Here is an 18,149-nt window from a genome sequence, read left to right as displayed (position 1 = left end):
CCTGAGCCGGTGGATCCGCCCTCGCCCCTGCTCGGCGGCCGGGACGAGGGCGGGGTCGGCGGGCTCAGGCGGGGGTGCAGGTGAGGTCGGGGGTGGACGGGGTGCCGTTGGCGATGAAGCCGAACGTGGTCGTGGCCCCGGCGGCGAGCCCGCCGTTCCACGCCTCGTTCCTGACGGACACCGACGAGCCGGTCTGGGTGAGCTTTCCGCCCCAGAGCTGGGTGATCTGGTTCGCGGACGTCCAGGCGGCCGTCCAGCCCGTGATGGCCGCGGAGCCGGCGTTCTTGACGGTCACCTCGGCCTGGTACGCGCCGCCCCAGGCGTTGGTGACCTTGAACGTGGCCGCGCAGCCGCCCTGAGGCGGGTCGGCGGTCGTGAACGACGTGCCGTCGGACGGCGTCGAGCTGTTGCCCGCCGCGTCCCTGGCCACCACCGAGACCGTGTACGCCGTCGCCGGGCTGAGCCCGCCCAGGTCGTACGAGGTGCCGGTGGCCGTGCCCGCCTTGGCGGACCCCAGGTAGACGTCGTAACCGGTCACGCCCACGTTGTCCGTGGAGGCCGTCCAGCTCAGCTTCGCCGCCGTGCCCGTGATCGCGGAGACCGCGGGCCTGCCCGGCTTGCTGGGCGCTGTCGTGTCCCGCTCCTCCGGACCCGGGGGCTCACCCCAGATCTTGGTGGCGCCGCTGTAGAGGGTGATGTTCTTCGTCTGCACCGGAGTCGCGCCCGGCGTGGCCGGGATGCCCTGGTACGACCAGTCGTCGGCCGGGTTCCAGGCGCCCGCGCTGGTGATCCTGAACTGCACCTCCCTGCGGTGCTGCGACTGCCCGGCCGGGGCGATGACCTGCCCCGAGCAGTCGATGTTCACGTAGAGCACGCTCCCGCCGGCCGAGCCGAGCGTGGGGGCCTTGCACTGCGTGTAGGCCGACGACACGCTGATCTGCGAGGCGGTCGTCGAGCCGTCGAGGGTGAAGTAGTAGCGGAACGAGCCGTCCGACAGGACCCGGGCGGGCCAGGCCGACTGGTTGCGCACGATGGCCTTGATCTCGGTGAAGTTCGTGCCGGAGGCGTTCACGCCGGCCTCGACGAAGATCTCCGGGCCGTCCGGGGTCTCGGCGGGCGGGAAGTTCGCCGCAGGCGCTCCCCCGTACTCCTTGTAGAGCCGGGCCAGGGCGCTGGTGAAGCCGGCGTTGTAGTCGGTGGCGACCTCGTTCATGACGTAGTCGTCGCGTTTGTCGGCGTAGACGTCGTCGGGGTCGGGCGGGCCGCCGACCAGCGCGCCGTACAGCGTGTGGCGGCTGTTGACCGGGTTGGTGATCTGGTCGGTCCACGAGCCGTGCGCCGTGCGGTGGTGCGGGTTCTTCGGCGGGTTGGCCCCGAACCCGATCAGGTACGAGGAGTTGCGCGGGTTGTCGCCGAGCGCGTAGTTGATCTGCCGGACCGCGAAGTCGTGGTAGCGGGCCTTGCGCGCCGGGTCGCTGATCGAGTCGCTGTGCACGAGCGCGACGAACGAGGTGTTGGCCGCGTACCGCAGCGACCCCCACCGGTCCAGCACGGCCTGGCCGCCCGGCGAGTACCTGACCTTGGAGCCGTTGACGCCGACCGTCCACCAGTCGAGCCAGCGGTCGGCGTCGTCCAGGTACTTCTGCTTGCCGGTGAGCTTGTGCAGCAGCACGTACGCGCCGTACGACTTGTCGTCCCAGGCGATCGTCCACTTGTACGACTTCGTCGTGGTCTGCGGTTCGTTGCCCAGGTTGTCGTAACCGGCCTCGGCCTTGGCCAGGTAGGCGGCGTCGTTCGTGGCCCGGTAGAGCCAGATCGCCCCCCAGACCAGCTCGTCGTTGTAGCCGCTCCAGGAGTTGTAGTAGCCCTGGGCGTCGCTGATGCAGTCGCTGTACTTCTTCCTGACCGTGTCGGCGAAGGAGTACAGCTGCTTGGCGTGCGTCACCAGCTTGTCGGCATATGCCGGATCGGTCGGACGGAAGACGATCGACGAGGCCGCCATCGCCGCCGCCGTCTCCCCCGCCAGGTCCGAACCGCCGCAGGACGCGTCGATCTTGTAGGCCGGCCGGTTCATCTGCATGGCCTCGGCCGGGCCCCACCAGGCGTGGTCGGTGCCGCCGTTGCCGACCTGCCCGTACAGCACGTTGGCCGACGGGTGGGCCTTGACGAAGTAGTCGTTGACGAACCTCAGGTTGTTCAGCAGGTGGGTGAGCTGGCCGGAGCCCGCGTAGGCGTCGCGGTACTCCACGCCGCCCCAGGCCAGCATCGTGGCCGAGAAGGCCATCGGGAAGCCGAACTTGACGTGGTCGCCCGCGTCGTACCAGCCTCCGGTCAGGTCCAGCCCGGCATCCTTGCCGTCGTTCAGGCCCGAGTCGCCGCGCCAGGAGACGCGGTTCCAGGCGGGCAGGTCGCCCGACTGCTGGGCCTCGTAGAACCACAGCGACTTCTGCAGCGCCTCACCGTAGGAGAAGGCGGGCGCGGCCGCGTGGGCCACCGGCCCCACCCCTGCGAGCAGGGGCAGGACCAGCGACGCCGCGGCGATCATCGCCGACTTTCTCACGGGAAGAGCCGCCCGTACTCGGCCAGGGCCACGGCCACGTCCACCTGCGCCCAGAAGCGGTGGTAGTTGAACGTCGGCGCGGGCCCGGTGCCCTGGAGGTAGGCGTTCACCTCGGGCCAGTCGGGGTCGTTCTTGTAGAAGGACCTGATCGACATGAACGTCGAGCTGGAGTTGATCGTGTCGCCGTTCGGCATCTTGCCGGTCCAGCCCGGGGGCACGTAGACCGGGTCGTTCAGCCGCTTGTAGTCGGTCTTGGTCTCCGACACCGACACGCCCTTGGCGTCGCGGTTCTTCCACACGCCGTCCAGCAGCGCCTTGGCCATGGTCCTGGCCCCGGCGTGGTTCGCCTTGGCCGCGTAGTACATCAGGGCCTTGGCGTACGAGCCGGCCACGCCGACGTCGTTGGTGTAGTCGGCGACCGTCACGTGCAGGCCGGGGTTGGGCGGCGGCATGCCGTTCGGGTCGCTGAAGTCGCCGGCGGGCTGGCCGGTCCACTTCAGCGTCGACGGCATCTGGTACGTGCCGTCCGCGTTGATCGTGGTGTTGGCCATCGCCCAGGCGACCCACTTGTCCAGCAGCGCCTTGGCGTCGGCGTTGCCCGAGGCGTAGTAGAGCTCGGCCACCCGCTCCATGGTCCACGCCTGGAACCCGAACCACTGGTTGGACGGCGGGTCGTGGTAGACGGGCTGCCAGTCGTAGGTCATGCCGTGGAACTTCGGCAGCCCGGCCGGCGGGGTGGCGTAGTGGCCCTCCCAGCTGTTGGTCGCGCCGCCCGCGATGGCGCCCTCGGCCGACTGGAGCCAGGTGTAGAACTGCAGCTGGCGGGTCAGGCTGGTGCTCCAGTCGGCCGCGCCGGTGCCGCTCTTGGGCTTCAGCTCGGCCACGTTGGCCAGCGCCCAGGCCGCGAGCGGGTTCTGGTAGCCGGAGTGGTTGTGGCTGGAGCCGATGCGCCAGGCCCAGCCCGCGCTGGTGTCGCTGGCGCCGCCCCAGGCGTAGTACCAGGACAGCAGGTAGTTGGAGGCGTCCTTGCCGGTGCCCGCGGCACACGAGGTGCTGGTGCAGCCGGGCTTCTTGAAGTACTTGTCGTACATCGCGTACCGCAGGTAGTCGCCCATCTTGGCGGCCTTGGCGACCGACGCGGAGATCTGCGACTCCTTGCCCTGCTGCTTGGCCCACGTCTGCGCCCAGTACGCCGCCTGGACGGCCCGCGCGTCGGCGTCGGGCGCGTTGGTGTACTTCCACTGCTTGGCGTAGTTGCTGTCCTTGGTGAACAGGTCGAGGTAGCCGTTGGGGCCGCCGAACTTGAACGTGTCGCAGGACGGCTGCGGGATGGTCTCGAAGACCGACTCCTCCGGGCCGCGCTGGTAGGTGTTGATGTAGGTGTTCTTGCTCGTGCCGTCGCCGCAGCGGCCGAAGCCGTAGGTGTTGTCGACGTCGAGCAGCCAGTGCATGCCGTAGACGTCACTGGTGTTGTACGCGCTCTTCAGCTCGTTGGCCAGCGGGTCCGAGCCCACGGACACCCCGGAGTCGAGCTGCGTCGGGTACTGCTTGATGTCGTTCCACTCACCGGCGTACGTGGCCGGCTTGGCGGGGTTGTAGAAGGAGTTCGTCGGCTGGTCGGCGGTCGAGGGGATGATGTACTTCTCCATCGAGGCCCACGCGTTGTTGAACTTCGCCCAGTCGCCGGTCACCTGCCCGTAGGTCGCCTCCAGCCACAGGTAGTAGCTGTAGGCCTCGGACGTGGTCTCGTGCCCGTGGTCGGGCGCCTCGACCATGAACGTCTCCACCGAGTGGTACGGCACGCCGTCGGGCGAGAAGTACCCGTTGGCCGGGTCGTGCAGCTCGTTGTACATCTCGACGAACCGCTTGACGTACTCGTTGTCGCCGCCGAGGTCGTCGTCCGCCTCGCTGGCGGTGACCTTGACCGGAGTGTAGCCGGTCGCGCTCACCGTGAACTCGGCGGTGCCGCTGGTGGTGTCGGCGTCGTCCGCCGCCGCCAGGGTGACGTTCTGGACGGTGTTCCAGTTGGCCGGGGTGAAGGTGAGCGAGCCGCCGGAGCCGACGGTCAGGTCGGCGTCGCCGCTGGTGCGGGCGGTGGTGACGGTCACGTTCGCGGCGGGCGCCTGCGAGAGCTTCACGCCGAAGCCCGCGGTGCCCTTCTCCGGCACGGAGATCGTGGTCGGGCTCACCACGAGGGCGGGCCCGGTGTTCTGCGAGACGGTGATCCCGACGGGGGCCGAGGTCGTGGTCGCGCCCCCGTTGTCGGTGGCCTTCGCGGTGATCGAGTAGCTGCCCGCGGCCACGTTCTGCCAGGTGTAGCCGTACGGCGCCGAGGTGTCGGTGCCGAGCAGCGTGGAGCCCTGGTAGAAGTCGACCTTGGAGACCGTGCCGTCGGCGTCGGCGGCGTTCGCGGCGATGGCCACGGTGGCCGGGGCGGTGAACGTCTGGCCGGCGGTGGGCGAGGTCAGCGCGACCGTGGGCGGGGTGTTGGCGCCGCCGCAGGTCACGCCGTTCACGGTGAACGAGGTCGGGCTCGGGTTGCTGCCCGTCCAGGTGCCGTTGAAGCCGAGCGTCGTCGAGGCGCCGGTGGCCAGGCTGCCGTTCCACGGCATGTTGGTGGCGGTGACGTGGGTGCCCGACTGCGTCCAGTTGGCGCTCCAGCCGGTGGGCGTGTACTTCTGGCCCGCGGTCGGGAAGTCGAAGCCGAGCGTCCACGAGGTGATCGGGTCGCCGGTGTTCTTCAGGGTCAGGTTGGCGGTGAACCCGCCCTGGCCTGGGCCGCTCGTCCACTGGTTGGCGGTGTACGTCACGTCGCAGGCGACGGCGGCGTGCGCGGGCAGCGCCGCGAGGGTCGTGGTCGTGCCCGCCGCGAGCACGAGCGTCGCGGCTCCGGCGAGCCGCCTCGACAGGCGGGAAAGACGGGAAGGAGGTCTGTGTTTCAAGGGATCTCCATGGGGAGTAGGGGGTGTGGGAGCGCTCCCAAGGGGGATTGTGGGTGACCGGCGGCGTATGTCAACGGATCGCCCGTCCGGCGGCCCCCGCGTTTCCTCTCACCAGGCTGCCGATGATGAAAGTTTCATCCACGTTACGGGGCATTCGGCGAGCATGCGGCCCGGGAACGCCCGCCGCACGGCCGCCCTCATTTACAGGGCCGGGAGGGCGTCTCACTATGGGAGCGCTCCCAGCCAACTGACGTTCTGGAGATGATCGCTAGTGAGACTCCACAGCGGCCCACGCCGATGGGCCGTGACCATGACCGCCGCGAGCGTCGCGGCCCTCGGGCTCGTCGTCGGCCAGACCACGGCCGCCAGCGCCGCGGTGAACTGCGACGTGACCTACTCCGCCAACTCGTGGACGAGCAGCCCCGGTCAGGGCGGTTTCACCGCGAACATCACGTTGAAGAACACCGGCGACCCGATCACCTCGTGGACGCTGGGCTTCGACTTCCCCGGCACCGGTCAGCAGTACACCCCGACCGGCTGGAGCGCCAACTGGACGCAGTCGGGCACGCACGTCACCGCGACGAACATGCCCTACAACGGCAGCCTGGCCACCGGCGCCTCCACCACCATGGGCTTCAACGGCACCTGGACGGGCAGCAACAACCCGCCCACCTCCTTCACCGTGAACGGCGTGACCTGCGGCGGCGTCACCCCCACCACCCCCGCGGTGGTCACCTCCGCCAGCTCGGTCGCGGTCAACGAGGGCGGCACCGCCTCCTTCACCGCCAAGCTGTCCTCCGCCCCGTCCTCGAACGTCACCGTCACCACCCAGCGGACCAGCGGTGACAGCGACCTGACCGTCAGCGCGGGCGGCTCGCTCACCTTCACGCCCGCCAACTGGAACACCGCCCAGACGGTCACCCTGGCCGCCGCCCAGGACGCCGACACCACCGCGGGCACGGCGGCCTTCTCCGTCGGCGGCACCGGCGTCACCTCGGCCACCGTCAACGCGACCGAGGTGGACGACGACGCGGTCGTGGAGCAGGCGCTGCTCGTGACGCCCACGTCGGTGACCGTGCCCGAGGGCGGGACGGCGGCGTACACGGTCAAGCTGGCCGCGCAGCCGTCCGCGAACGTGACCGTCACCTCGACGGCGGGCAGCGGCGACGCCGACCTGACCGTCTCCGGCGGCGGCAGCCTCACCTTCACGACGGCCAACTGGAACACCGCCCAGACGGTGACCCTGGCCGCCGCCCAGGACGCCGACTCGACCAACGGCACCCGTCCCTTCACGGTCGCCGCCACCGGCCTGACCAGCAAGACGGTCACCGCCACCGAGGCCGACGACGACGGCCAGCCGCCCACCGGCCACGTCGAGAACCCGTACGCCGGCGCCACCGGCTACGTGAACCCGCAGTGGAAGGCCAAGGCCGCGGCCGAGCCCGGCGGCGCCGCCGTCGCCAACACCTCCACCGCCGTGTGGCTGGACCGCATCGCGGCCATCGCCGGCTCCTCCTCGGCCATGGGCCTCCAGGCCCACCTGGACGAGGCCGTGGCCCAGGACGCGCTCAACGGCTCGGCCCCGCTGACCGTGCAGTTCGTCATCTACGACCTGCCCAACCGCGACTGCTCGGCGCTGGCCTCCAACGGCGAGCTGCTGATCGCCGAGAACGGCTTCAACCGCTACAAGGCCGAGTACATCGACGTGATCGCGAACATCCTGCGCGACCCCAAGTACGCCAACCTGCGCATCGTCACGATCATCGAGCCCGACTCGCTGCCCAACCTGATCACCAACACCGGCAACTTCCCGAAATGCGCCGAGGCCAACGGGCCCGGCGGCTACGTGGACGGCGTCCGGTACGCGCTCAACAAGCTGCACGCCATCACCAACGTCTACACCTACGTGGACGCCGCCCACCACGCCTGGCTCGGCTGGGACTCGAACTTCGGCCCCGCCGTGAACCTCTTCTACAACATGGCCGCGGGCACCACGGCCGGCGTGGACAGCGTGGACGGCTTCATCGTCAACACCGCCAACTACTCCGCCACCAAGGAGCCGTACTTCACGATCAACACCCTGGTGAACGGCCAGACCGTCCGCCAGTCCAAGTGGATCGACTGGAACTACTACGTGGACGAGTCCACCTTCGCCACGGCTCTGCGCACCGCGCTGGTCAACAAGGGCTTCAAGTCCGGGCTCGGCATGCTGGTCGACACCTCGCGCAACGGCTGGGGCGGCACCGCCCGTCCGGGCGGCGCGAGCACCTCGACGGACGTGAACACCTTCGTCAACCAGTCACGCGTCGACCGGCGCATCCACGCCGGCAACTGGTGCAACCAGAGCGGCGCGGGCCTCGGCGCCCGGCCGACGGCCAGCCCCGAGGCCGGTTTCGACGCCTACGTCTGGATCAAGCCGCCGGGCGAGTCCGACGGCGCCAGCACCGACATCCCGAACGACGAGGGCAAGAAGTTCGACCGGATGTGCGACCCGACCTACACCGGCAACAACCTCAACGGCAACAACATGTCGGGCGCCCTCGGCGGCGCCCCGCTGTCCGGCCAGTGGTTCTCCGCCCAGTTCCAGGAGCTGGTCAGGAACGCCTACCCGCCGGTCAGCTAGCTCACCGAGCCGGCCGGGGGCTCCGGGGCCCCCGGCCGCCGGACGAGGGGCCCGCCTGACCCGGGCCCCTCGTCCGGTGAAGGAACCCGGGCCCCTTCCCCTCGACCGGCGCGACTCGCCCGGGCGCGGGTCAGCGGTTCTCGCGCCACTCCGACACGACGCGATCGACGTCGAAGGGCATCAGGTTGAGCGGCGGCCCCGGCAGGCCCTTCCTGATCGCCTCGCGGATCTTCTCGTTGACCTCTTCGAGGATCTGCCGCACCTCGGTCTCGGACCGGGCCCCGCGGGCCTGCCGCAGCGCCTCCTCGGCCTCCTTGCGCAGCGCCAGCGTCGGGGGCAGCGGCATGGACAGCCCCTCGCTCTCCAGCTTCTGCTTGATCCACCACATCTCGTCGTCCCGCCGGTCGAGGCCGGGCAGCGGCTTGCCCGCGCCCGGCAGGTCGTCGAACTCCCCACGCTCGGCCGCCTCGCGGATCTGACGGTCGATCCAGCTCTCGAACGGCATGCCCACCGGCTTGCGGTCGGTCACGGACGCGGCTCCTCTCACGCCAGGTTGTGGCTCGGCGCGACCGGCCCGCGCCAGCCGAGCACGGCCTCGGTCATGCGCACGGACGCCACCGTCGCGGCGACGTCGTGCACCCGCAGGATCCGGGCGCCCTTGAGGATGGAGACGACGTTCGCGGCGATCGTCCCCTCCTTGCGCTCGCCCTGCGGGCGGTCGATGGTCTCGCCGATGAAGTCCTTGTTCGACAGCGCGACGAGGGTGGGATAGCCGATGGCGGTGATCTCCTCCAGCCGCCGGGTCAGCTCCAGGGAGTGGAAGGTGTTCTTGTTCAGGTCGTGGCCCGGGTCGATGATGATCCGGTCGGGGGCGATGCCCGCCTTGAGCGCGAAGGCGACCCGCTCGCGCAGGAAGCCGGCGACCTCGGCGACGACGTCGTCGTAGCTCGGGCGGAAGACCCGCCGGCCGGGGCCGCCGAGGCTGTGGGTGACGACCACGCTGGCGCCGGTCTCGGCCGCGACCTCGGCCAGGCCGGGCTCGCGCAGGCCGTTGGTGTCGTTGATGACGTCGGCGCCGGCCTCGACGGCCGCCCTGGCGACCTCGGGGCGGTGGGTGTCGACCGAGATGACGGCGTCGGTCGCGGCCCGCACCTCGGCGATCACCGGGACCACCCGCTCGATCTCCTCCTCGACGCCGATCGCGGCCTGGGCGGCGCTGAAGGCGAACCCGCCGATGTCCACCCAGTCGGCGCCCTGCTCGACGGCCCGCGCGCAGGCCGCGACCGCGCGGTCGAGCTCGTACGTGCGCCCCTGGTCGTGGAAGGAGTTGGGGGTCCTGTTGACGATGGCCATGATGGCGATCTGGCGTTCGAAATCGAACTCCCGCCGCCCGATGCGGCGGACCGGGGAGATGATCTCGGGGGGATTGTTTCCGCCGCTCACGTAGTGGCCCCTTCCGTCTCCTGCCGAGCCTACCCGGGGCCGTGGCAGGGCGGTCGGGCGCGCCCGCGCTCAGACCTGGAAGCGCCCGGACGGCCCGCCGCCGCCGGTGACCCGGATGCGCTTCATGGAGCTCGGGGAGGCGGACGCGTGCGGCAGGCGCATGGTGAGCCGGACCGTGGTGCCGTCCGGGCCGGTGCGGACGTCCACGACGTCGCACAACCGCCGGATCAGGTAGATGCCGCGACCGGTGTAGGAGAGGCTGGACGGCCGGACGTCCCCGTCGAGGTACGCCTGCGGGATGCCCGTCCCCTGGTCCGTCGTCTCCGAGCGGATGACGCCGTCGACCGTCCACAAGGTCAGATGCCCGCGCCCGCCCGCGTGCTCCACGGCGTTGACCACGCTCTCGTGCACGGCGAGCACGAAGTCGTCGAGCCGCCCCTCGCGCAGCCCGCTGCTCTCCGCCTGCTCGGCGACCGCGCGACGCAGCTTGGTGACGTCGTGGAGGGTGAAGACCTGGGTCAGGAGAAGGGCCATGGCGCTCCTTCGTGTCGTCACGACACGCAGGCCACGCCTCTGGACCTTGCGTAGAGAACCGTCCCCTTCCCCGGCCGGGCGGGCTTACACCTCCGGATCAGGGGTGGGCGCCGACCCCCGTGGCCAGCTCCTTGACCCGGCCCAGCGGGCCGCCGTCGGGGGCGAGTGGCGGGGTCTCCATGCCGGCGCCGTCGTGCAGGCCGTCCAGCAGCTCGCGCATGGCGTCCCAGGAGGAGTGCCGCGGCCGCCAGCCCAGGACGTCCCTGGCCTTGTCGGTCTTCATGACGGGGATGCGCAGGGCCAGTTCGAGCAGGCCGGGCGAGGCGGGCACCAGCCGCAGGTGCCAGCCGGCCGACATCAGCGTCCTGGCCAGCCAGGGCGTGACCGGTATCGTCCGCGTGCCGAGGAGCTTGGCCAGGTCGGCGGGGTCGAGCACGGGTTCGGCGGCCAGGTTGAAGGCCCCCGACACCGTCCTGGTCACCGCCAGCCGGTACGCCTCGGCCGCGTCGTCGGCGTGCAGCACCTGGAGCCGCAGTCCGGGCACGTCGGGCACGAACGGGACGCGGCCGGGCCGGATCAGCCGGCGCGGCAGGAACGGCCCGGCGAACAGGCGGCGCTGCTCGGTGGCCGCCGCCCGCTGGAAGATGAACCCCGGCCGCATCCGCACCACGCGGATCGCCGGGTGGTCGTGCTCGAAGACGTCGAGCACCCGCTCGACGTACGCCTTCTCCCGGCCGTACGCGGCCCCGGGCCAGCCGTGCGTGGGCCAGCTCTCGTCCACCGGCCGGTCCTTGGGACCGGGCGAGTACGCGCCGACCGAGGAGGCGTGGACCAGCGCGGGCACCCCGGCCTCGGCCACCGCGCGGAACACCCGCATGCTGCCCAGCACGTTCGCCCGCCAGGTCACGGCCGGGTCCCTGGTGGGCTGGAACAGCCACGCGAGGTGCACGACGGCGTCGGCGCCCTCGAAGATGCGGGACAGGTCGCCGGTGGCGACGTCGGCCTGCCGCCACTCGGTCCGGTCGATGCGCCATCCCGGCAGGCGGCGGGCCACGCCCACGATCGACGTCACGTTGTCATCCGCGGCGAGCGCGCGTACGACGCTCGTGCCGACATTGCCGGTAGCCCCGACCACCACGACTCTCATGCCCGCACCGCTGCCCGCGCTCCGGAGGGTGAAACCCCTGGTCAGGGCTGTAGCAGGATCTTTATCGCGCCGTTCGCCTTCTTCTGGAACATCTCGTACGCCTGCGGCGCCTCCTCCAGCCGCATGCGGTGGGTGGTCAGGTCCATGACGCCGAGCGGGTCGGAGTCGTCGGTGACCAGCGGCATGAGCCGGTTGATCCACCGCCGCACGTGGGCCTGGCCCATCCGCAGCGTGACGCCCTTGTCGAACATGCGCAGCATCGGCATCGGGTCGGTCATGCCGCCGTAGACGCCGATGACGGAGATGACGCCGCCCCGGCGGACGGTCTCGATGGCCTGGTTGAGCGCGGCCAGCCGGTCGACGCCCGCGTGGGACATCAGCGGCGCGGCCACCACGTCGGGCAGCAGCCCGGTGAGCGTCTGGGCGATCTTGGCGGCCGGTGAGCCGTGGGCCTCCATGCCGACGGCGTCGATCACCGAGTCGGTGCCGCGCCCGGAGGTGAGCTCGCGGATCGCCCCGGGCACGTCGGAGGTCTCGCTGCCGTCCACGACCTCGATGCCGTGGCGGCGGGCCATCTCCAGGCGTTCGGTGACGCCGTCCACGCCGATCACGCGGTGGCCGAGGTGGCGGGCGATGCGGGCGCACATCTGGCCGATGGGGCCGAGGCCGAAGACGGTGACGCTGCCGCCGTCCGGGATCTCCGCGTAGTCCACGGCCTGCCAGGCGGTCGGCAGCACGTCGGACAGGAACAGGAACCGCTCGTCCGGCGGGCCCTCGGGCACCTTGATCGGGCCGAACTGGGCCTCGGGCACGCGCAGGTACTCGGCCTGGCCGCCGGGCACCTGGCCGTACAGCCTGGTGTAGCCGAACAGCGCGGCGCCCATGCCCTGCTCCTTGACCTGGGTGGTCTCGCACTGCGCGTACAGCTCCAGGCCGCACATGTGGCAGTGGCCGCAGGAGATGTTGAACGGGATGACGACGCGGTCGCCGGGTTTGATGTCGGTGACGGCGGCTCCGACGGCCTCGACGACGCCCATGGGCTCGTGGCCGAGGATGTCGCCCTCGGCCATGAAGGGCCCGAGCACCTCGTACAGGTGCAGGTCGGAGCCGCAGATGCCGGAGCTGGTCACCCTGATCACCGCGTCGTTGGGCTCCTTGATGGCCGGGTCGGGGACCTCCTCGACCCGTACGTCCCGCTTGCCGTGCCAGGTGACGGCCTTCATGACGCCTCCAGATGGGATTCGGACGGCACAAATCCCGCATACCCCCACATAGAGCTCCAAACGGTTTGCCCCATAACACGGTGATAGGGGTGTTTTGACACGACCACTCCTCGTATTCGGGCTCGTACCGTGCAGACACCCCCCTGTACGCGAGGAGACGTGCACATGCTCCCCAGGAAGACCGTGACGGCGGGCATCGCGATCGCCGTCACCATGATCAGCGTCCCGGCCCTGGCCTTCGCGGCGAAGGGCGCCACGGCCCAGGACGAGACCCCCTACTCCATCGCCCGCGCCAACGCCGAAGCCGTCGCCGACCCCCCGCAGGGCCTGGTCGACGCCATGAGCCGGGACCTCGGCATCACCGGCCAGCAGGCCGAGGCCCGCCTGGTCAACGAGGCCGCCGCGGCCGGACTCGAACCCACCCTGCGCGCCCAGTTAGGCGCCTCCTACGCCGGCTCCTGGGTGACCGGCCCCACCTCCACCCCGGTCACCGCCACCACCGACCCGGCGCAGGTGGCCGCCATCGCCAAGGCCGGTGTGCAGGCCCGCGTGGTGGCCCGCTCGCTGAGCAGCCTCGACGGGGTCAAGGCCAGGCTGGACGCCGCGTCGGCCAAGGCCCCGAAGACCGCCCCCGTCTGGTACGTGGACGTCGTCAACAACACCGTCGTCGTCCTCAGCTCCAACCCCGCCAAGGCCGCCGCCTGGGTGCGGGCCAGCGGCGCGGACGCCTCCGCCGTCCAGGTCGTGCGCTCGGCCGAGAAGCCGACGCCGTTCTACGACGTCCGCGGCGGCGACGCCTACTACATCGGCTCCGGCACCCGCTGCTCCGTCGGCTTCTCGGTGACCAAGGCCGGCTCGCAGGGCGGCTTCGTCAGCGCCGGCCACTGCGGCACCGCCGGGTCCAGCACGTCCGGTTCCAACCGGGTCGCCATGGGCACGTTCCGCGGCTCGTCCTTCCCGGGCAACGACTACTCCTGGGTCGAGGTCAACGGCCAGTGGACCCCGACCGGCGTGGTGTACGGCTACAGCGCCGGCATCCTGCCCGTACGCGGCTCGACCGTGGCCCAGGTGGGCTCGGCCGTCTGCCGCGCCGGATCGACCACCGGCTACCACTGCGGCTCGGTCCAGCAGCTCAACGCCAGCGTCACCTACCAGGAGGGGACCGTCTCCGGCGTGACGCGGACCAACGTCTGCGCCGAGCCCGGCGACTCCGGCGGCTCGTTCATCTCCGGCGACCAGGCCCAGGGCGTGACGTCGGGCGGCTCGGGCAACTGCAGCTCCGGCGGCACGACGTACTTCCAGCCGGTCAACGAGATCCTGTCCGCCTACGGCCTGACCCTCGCCACCCAGGGCGGCGGCCCCGGCCCGACCAGCACGCCGACGGTCACGACCACCGTCGGCGGCACGTGGGCCGCGGGCACGACGTACGCGGCCGGCGCGACGGTGACGTACGGCGGCTCGACCTACCGCTGCCTCCAGGGGCACACCGCCCAGCCCGGCTGGGAGCCGCCGAACGTGCCGGCTCTCTGGCAGCGCGTCTGACCCCCTAGACGTCCAGGGCGGAGATACCCCCTCACGACCTGGACCGCGCGGCCGGGCGATGTCCCACTCCTCCGTCAGGGACATCGCCCGGCCCATGCGCTTCCGGCGACCGTCAGGACGCCTCTCCGGCCAGCCGCAGGGCCTCCTCGACCAGCGTCTCCACGATCCGCGACTCGGGGACGGTGCGGACCACCTCGCCCCTGACGAAGATCTGCCCCTTGCCGTTGCCCGAGGCCACCCCCAGGTCCGCCTCCCTGGCCTCGCCCGGCCCGTTGACCACGCAGCCCATCACCGCCACCCGCAGCGGATGGGGGAATCCGTCGAGCGCCGCGGTGACCCGTTCGGCCAGCCCGTACACGTCCACCTGGGCCCGTCCGCACGACGGGCAGGAGACGATCTCCAGCCTGCGCCGCCGCAGCCCCAGCGACTCCAGGATCCCGATCCCGACCTTGACCTCCTCCACCGGCGGCGCGGACAGCGAGACGCGGATCGTGTCGCCGATGCCCTCGTCGAGCAGGATCCCGAACGCCACCGCCGACTTGATCGTGCCCTGCATGAGCGGCCCTGCCTCGGTGACGCCGAGGTGCAGCGGGTAGTCGCAGCTGCGGGCCAGCATCCGGTAGGCCGCCGTCATCACCTGCGGGTCGTGGTGCTTGACGGAGAGCTTGATGTCGCGGAAGCCGTGCTCCTCGAACAGCGAGCACTCCCACAACGCCGACTCCACCAGCGCGGCCGGCGTGGCCCTGCCGTGCTTGGCCAGCAGCCGGGGGTCGAGCGATCCGGCGTTCACCCCGATGCGGATCGACACCCCCGCGCCGGACGCGGCCCGCGCGATCTCGCCCACCTTGTCATCGAACTTCTTGATGTTCCCGGGATTGACCCGGACCGCCGCGCACCCCGCCTCGATGGCGGCGAAGACGTACCGCGGCTGGAAGTGGATGTCGGCGACGACCGGGATCTGCGACTTGCGCGCGATCTCCGGCAGCGCGTCGGCGTCGTCCTGAGTCGGCACCGCGACGCGGACGATCTGGCAGCCCGCCGCCGTCAGCTCGGCGATCTGCTGCAACGTGGCGTCGACGTCGGCCGTCACCGTCGTCGTCATCGACTGCACCGAGACGGGCGCGTCGCCCCCCACCGGCACGGACCCCACCATGACCTGCCTGGACGCCCTGCGCGCCCGATGTCGCACCGGCAGTCCGAGATCTACAGCGGCCACCTGTCCAGCTCCCTTCGAACGGTGTACGCGATGCCCTGACCGGTGAGCCCGGCCTCGGCGAGCAACCCGGCCCGGCTCCCGTGCGCGACGAACTCGCGCGGCAGGCCGAGGTTGACGATGTGCTGCCGGGGCCCGCACTCCTGCCGGAGCAGGGCGCCGGCCCCGCAGGCGGCCAGGCCGTCCTCGACGGTCACCACCAGCCGGGCGGCCCCGGCCGGCCCGCGCAGACCGGCCGGGACCGGGATCACCCAGCGGGGGTCGACCACGGTCACGCCGATCCCGGCGGCCGACAACATGGCCGCCGCGCCCAGGCACGGCCCGGCCATCGGCCCGACCGCCACCAGCAGCACGTCGGGACCGCCCGCGAAGAGCACGTCGACGTCGCCGAGCCGCCCCACGCGCGGCAGCTCGGGACCGGCGGCCGCCTTGGGGAAGCGCAGCGCGGTGGGCCCGGGGTGCTCGACCGCCTCCTCCAGCAGCTCGCACAGCCGGCGGGCGTCGCGCGGCGCGGCCACCCGCATGCCGGGCACCATGGCCAGCGCCGCCAGGTCCCACATGCCGTGGTGGCTGGGCCCGTCGGGGCCGGTGAGCCCGGCCCGGTCGAGCACGAGCGTCACCGGCAGCCCGTGCAGGGCGACGTCCATCAGCACCTGGTCGAGAGCGCGCCCGAGGAACGTCGCGTAGACGGCGACCACGGGGTGCAGGCCCGCCATGGCCATGCCCGCCGCCGAGGCCAGCGCGTGCTGCTCTGCGATGCCGACGTCGAACATGCGGCCGGGGAAGCGCCGCCCGAAGCAGGCCAGCCCGGTCGGCCCCGGCATCGCGGCGGTGACGGCCACCAGGTCGTCGCGGCGCTCGCCGAGCACGCACAGGTGGCGGGCGAACGCGTCGGTCCAGGTGGCGGCGCCGGCCGCGAGGGGCCGGCCGGTGGCCGGGTCGGTGGCCGGGATCGCGTGCAGGTGCTCGTCGTGGTCGCGCTCGGCCGGGTCGTAGCCGCGGCCCTTGCGGGTGACGCAGTGGACCACGACGGGGGCGCGCAGCTCGCGGGCGGCGCGCAGGACCGCTTCGAGCGCGGCGATGTCGTGGCCGTCGACCGGGCCCAGGTAGCGCAGGCCGAGCTGCTCGAAGACGGTCACGTCGGCGGCCGTGCGCAGGCGGGCGAGGTGGTCGGCGATGCCGCCGTGGGTGGGGGCGTAGGAGCGGCCGTTGTCGTTGAGCACGACGACGACCGGCCGGTGGCGGGCGGCGCCCAGGTTGTTGAGCGCCTCCCAGGCCGGCCCGCCGGTGAGCGCGCCGTCGCCGACCACGGCGACCACCGCCCGGCCGGCGTCGCCGGTCAGCAGGCGCGCCTTGGCCAGTCCGTCGGCGTAGGCGAGCGCGGCGGAGGCGTGGGAGTTGTCGACGTGGTCGTGCACGGACTCCTCCCGGCTCGGATAGCCGCTGAGGCCGCCGCGGCAGCGCAGGGCGTCGAAGGAGTCGCGCCGCCCGGTCAGGATCTTGTGGACGTACGCCTGGTGCCCGGTGTCGAAGACGATGGCGTCGCCGGGCGAGTCGAAGACGCGGTGGAGGGCGATCGTGAGCTCGACGACGCCGAGGTTGGAGCCGAGGTGCCCGCCGCGGGCGCTCACCTTCTCGACCAGGAAGTCGCGGATCTCGCGGGCGAGGCCGGGCAGCAGCTCGGCGGGCAGGGCGCGCAGGTCTTGGGGAGTGGAAACGTACGGCAACAGGGTCGTCATGACATCCCCTGACGGTGTTGCGATGAGCCAAAAGAAATAGTTGAAAGGCCCAAGACACTTTACACGCTCTGTATTCAAGTAGTAACTATTGGTAGTGCGTCCCGACCAGAAGGAGCCGAGCGGATGCCGGTGAGCTTCACTCAGCACTACCTCGGATCGCGGATCGAGCGACGCCTCGCCGACTTCCTGGAGACATGGCGTTCGCCCGTCTCCGATCCCGACGTGCAGACGGCCTACCGGCTGCTGACCGAGTTCATCCTCGGCGGCGGCAAACGCATCCGCCCCCTGCTGTGCTACTGGGGCTGGCGGGGCGCGGGCGGCGCCGACTGCGACGAGATCGTCAGCGCCGCGGCGGCCCTGGAGCTGTGCCACGCCGGGCTGCTCATCCACGACGACATCATGGACGGCAGCGAGCTGCGCCGGGGCCGGGCGACCATCCACCGCAACCTCGCCGACCTCCACGACGGCCCGTCCGCGGAGGCGTTCGGGCACGCGGGCGGCATCCTGCTCGGCACGCTCAGCCTGGCCTGGTCCGACACCCTGCTGTCGTCGTGCGGCGTCGAGCCCGTCCGCCTGCGGGCCGCCCACCACCTCTTCGACGCCATGCGCACCGAGGTCATCAGCGGCCAGTACCTCGACATCCTCGCCCAGCTCCGCGCCGGCGCGAGCGTGCCGGAGGCGCTCACGGTGATCCGCTACAAGACGGCCAAGTACACCGTCGAGCGGCCGTTGCAGATCGGCGGCGCCCTGGCCGGCGCCGCACCCGAGCTGCTCGACGCCTTCTCCCGGTTCGGCGTGCCGCTCGGCGAGGCGTTCCAGCTGCGCGACGACGTGCTGGGCACGTTCGGCTCGGCGGCCGAGACCGGCAAGTCGGCGCTCGACGACCTGCGCGAGGGCAAGCACACGGTGCTGATCGCGCACGCCATGGCGCACGCCTCGCCCGCGCAGCTCGGCTACCTGCGCGCCTGGCACGGCAACCCGGCGCTCACCGAGGAGCAGGCCGCCGGGCTGCGCACCATCCTCATCGACACCGGCGCGCTCGACCAGGTCGAGTCGATGATCGACGAACGCGTGGGCGAGGCCACGGCCGCCCTGGCCCGGGCGCCGATCGGGCCCGAGGCCGGCAGTGCGCTGTCCGTCCTGGCCGACCAGCTCGCGCACCGTACCAAGTAGGGGGCTCTCC

At 71.5% G+C, this 18,149-nt stretch carries 12 protein-coding genes; 3 read left to right on the top strand and 9 right to left on the bottom strand.

From position 1 onward, the window contains the following. Positions 1-64: 64 nt before the first annotated feature. Entirely contained in the window at positions 65-2,545 is a 2,481-nt protein-coding gene (locus tag ACIBK9_RS06085; protein ID WP_397155526.1) for a glycoside hydrolase family 9 protein, read from the bottom strand. An 11-nt stretch (positions 2,546-2,556) separates the two neighbouring features. Beyond that, positions 2,557-5,502: a glycoside hydrolase family 48 protein gene (locus tag ACIBK9_RS06080; protein WP_397155524.1), complete on the bottom strand. Its 2,946-nt coding sequence runs from the start codon at positions 5,500-5,502 to the stop codon at positions 2,557-2,559. Between the two features lie 310 nt (positions 5,503-5,812). Between ACIBK9_RS06080 and ACIBK9_RS06075 the strand changes: the two genes are divergently transcribed. Next, positions 5,813-8,125 (top strand): glycoside hydrolase family 6 protein, encoded by a 2,313-nt coding sequence (locus tag ACIBK9_RS06075; RefSeq protein ID WP_397155522.1) that lies wholly within the window; start codon positions 5,813-5,815, stop codon positions 8,123-8,125. A gap of 130 nt (positions 8,126-8,255) precedes the next feature. Here ACIBK9_RS06075 and ACIBK9_RS06070 read toward each other — a convergent pair whose 3' ends face one another. The 5 genes from ACIBK9_RS06070 to ACIBK9_RS06050 all read right to left on the bottom strand — a co-directional run bounded on the left by ACIBK9_RS06070 (position 8,256) and on the right by ACIBK9_RS06050 (position 12,472). After that, positions 8,256-8,654: a DUF1992 domain-containing protein gene (locus tag ACIBK9_RS06070; RefSeq protein ID WP_397155520.1), complete on the bottom strand. Its 399-nt coding sequence runs from the start codon at positions 8,652-8,654 to the stop codon at positions 8,256-8,258. 14 nt (positions 8,655-8,668) lie between these two features. Then, on the bottom strand, positions 8,669-9,568 hold the full coding sequence (gene folP / locus ACIBK9_RS06065) for a dihydropteroate synthase (RefSeq protein WP_397155518.1): 900 nt from the start codon (positions 9,566-9,568) through the stop codon (positions 8,669-8,671). A gap of 69 nt (positions 9,569-9,637) precedes the next feature. Then, positions 9,638-10,102 (bottom strand): ATP-binding protein, encoded by a 465-nt coding sequence (locus tag ACIBK9_RS06060; protein WP_397155516.1) that lies wholly within the window; start codon positions 10,100-10,102, stop codon positions 9,638-9,640. Positions 10,103-10,199: 97 nt separating this feature from the next. Further along, positions 10,200-11,249, bottom strand: a complete 1,050-nt coding sequence (locus ACIBK9_RS06055) for an NAD-dependent epimerase/dehydratase family protein (RefSeq protein WP_352358694.1) — start codon at positions 11,247-11,249, stop codon at positions 10,200-10,202. A 41-nt stretch (positions 11,250-11,290) separates the two neighbouring features. Further along, entirely contained in the window at positions 11,291-12,472 is a 1,182-nt protein-coding gene (locus ACIBK9_RS06050; RefSeq protein WP_397155513.1) for a zinc-dependent alcohol dehydrogenase, read from the bottom strand. Positions 12,473-12,637: 165 nt separating this feature from the next. Here ACIBK9_RS06050 and ACIBK9_RS06045 point away from each other — a divergent pair, with 165 nt between their 5' ends. Continuing rightward, a complete protein-coding gene (locus ACIBK9_RS06045) occupies positions 12,638-14,014 on the top strand; it encodes a carbohydrate-binding protein (RefSeq protein WP_397155511.1) in 1,377 nt (458 codons plus the stop codon). A gap of 112 nt (positions 14,015-14,126) precedes the next feature. Here ACIBK9_RS06045 and ispG read toward each other — a convergent pair whose 3' ends face one another. Continuing rightward, positions 14,127-15,230 carry a flavodoxin-dependent (E)-4-hydroxy-3-methylbut-2-enyl-diphosphate synthase gene (ispG, locus tag ACIBK9_RS06040; protein WP_397155509.1) on the bottom strand — a complete coding sequence of 368 codons (1,104 nt, stop codon included), beginning with the start codon at positions 15,228-15,230 and terminating at the stop codon, positions 14,127-14,129. Continuing rightward, positions 15,218-16,966, bottom strand: a complete 1,749-nt coding sequence (locus tag ACIBK9_RS06035; protein WP_397155507.1) for a 1-deoxy-D-xylulose-5-phosphate synthase — start codon at positions 16,964-16,966, stop codon at positions 15,218-15,220. Before ACIBK9_RS06035 ends, ispG begins: the two co-directional genes overlap by 13 nt. 129 nt (positions 16,967-17,095) lie before the next feature. On the opposite strand from ACIBK9_RS06035, the gene ACIBK9_RS06030 reads away from it, so the two are divergent. Then, the gene (locus ACIBK9_RS06030) at positions 17,096-18,139 is read left to right on the top strand and encodes a polyprenyl synthetase family protein (RefSeq protein ID WP_397155505.1); all 1,044 of its coding nucleotides are present in this window, start codon (positions 17,096-17,098) and stop codon (positions 18,137-18,139) included. Positions 18,140-18,149: the final 10 nt, after the last annotated feature.

It is taken from the genome of Nonomuraea sp. NPDC050227 (genome assembly GCF_044459705.1).
In the GTDB taxonomy this organism is placed as follows: Bacteria; Actinomycetota; Actinomycetes; order Streptosporangiales; family Streptosporangiaceae; genus Nonomuraea.
This window is presented reverse-complemented; position numbering and strand designations above follow the sequence as displayed.

What these genes read in the sequence shown, in the direction of transcription:
- ACIBK9_RS06085 (WP_397155526.1), bottom strand. Translation starts at nt 2,545, where the DNA reads ATGATCGCCGCGGCGTCGCTGGTCCTGCCCCTGCTCGCAGGGGTGGGG.
- ACIBK9_RS06035 (WP_397155507.1), bottom strand. Translation starts at nt 16,966, where the DNA reads ATGACGACCCTGTTGCCGTACGTTTCCACTCCCCAAGACCTGCGCGCC.
- ACIBK9_RS06045 (WP_397155511.1), top strand. Translation starts at nt 12,638, where the DNA reads ATGCTCCCCAGGAAGACCGTGACGGCGGGCATCGCGATCGCCGTCACC.
- ACIBK9_RS06060 (WP_397155516.1), bottom strand. Translation starts at nt 10,102, where the DNA reads ATGGCCCTTCTCCTGACCCAGGTCTTCACCCTCCACGACGTCACCAAG.
- ACIBK9_RS06055 (WP_352358694.1), bottom strand. Translation starts at nt 11,249, where the DNA reads ATGAGAGTCGTGGTGGTCGGGGCTACCGGCAATGTCGGCACGAGCGTC.
- ACIBK9_RS06075 (WP_397155522.1), top strand. Translation starts at nt 5,813, where the DNA reads ATGACCGCCGCGAGCGTCGCGGCCCTCGGGCTCGTCGTCGGCCAGACC.
- ACIBK9_RS06050 (WP_397155513.1), bottom strand. Translation starts at nt 12,472, where the DNA reads ATGAAGGCCGTCACCTGGCACGGCAAGCGGGACGTACGGGTCGAGGAG.